Annotated in this window: 1 rRNA gene; it reads right to left on the bottom strand. The window is 45.9% G+C overall.

Annotated elements, in window-relative coordinates:
• A 16S ribosomal RNA gene (locus DXA57_RS14910) occupies window positions 1-272 on the bottom strand; the annotation flags it as partial.
• Window positions 273-377 lie beyond the last annotated feature (105 nt).

The following is a 377-nucleotide window of genomic DNA, read 5'->3' on the forward strand; positions in this document are numbered from 1 at the left end:
CCTCACCAACTAGCTAATCAGACGCGAGTCCATCTCATACCACCGGAGTTTTTCACACCGGGCCATGCGGCCCTGTGCGCTTATGCGGCATTAGCAGTCATTTCTAACTGTTATTCCCCTGTATGAGGCAGGTTACTCACGCGTTACTCACCCGTCCGCCGCTCAGTCACAAATGGATCATCCGAAGAATCTCCATAAGCGCTTCGCTCGACTTGCATGTGTTAAGCACGCCGCCAGCGTTCATCCTGAGCCAGGATCAAACTCTCTAAAAAAGTTTGTCCAGGATCAAATTTTCGCTTGGCTAAATTTTATCCCGTTTTATTTACTTTGGTTTTGTTCTTTAAGAACTAAATTCTTTTGAACTTTCAAGGATATGT

This window comes from Blautia sp. OF03-15BH (assembly GCF_003463065.1).
GTDB lineage: Bacteria > Bacillota > Clostridia > Lachnospirales > Lachnospiraceae > Limivivens.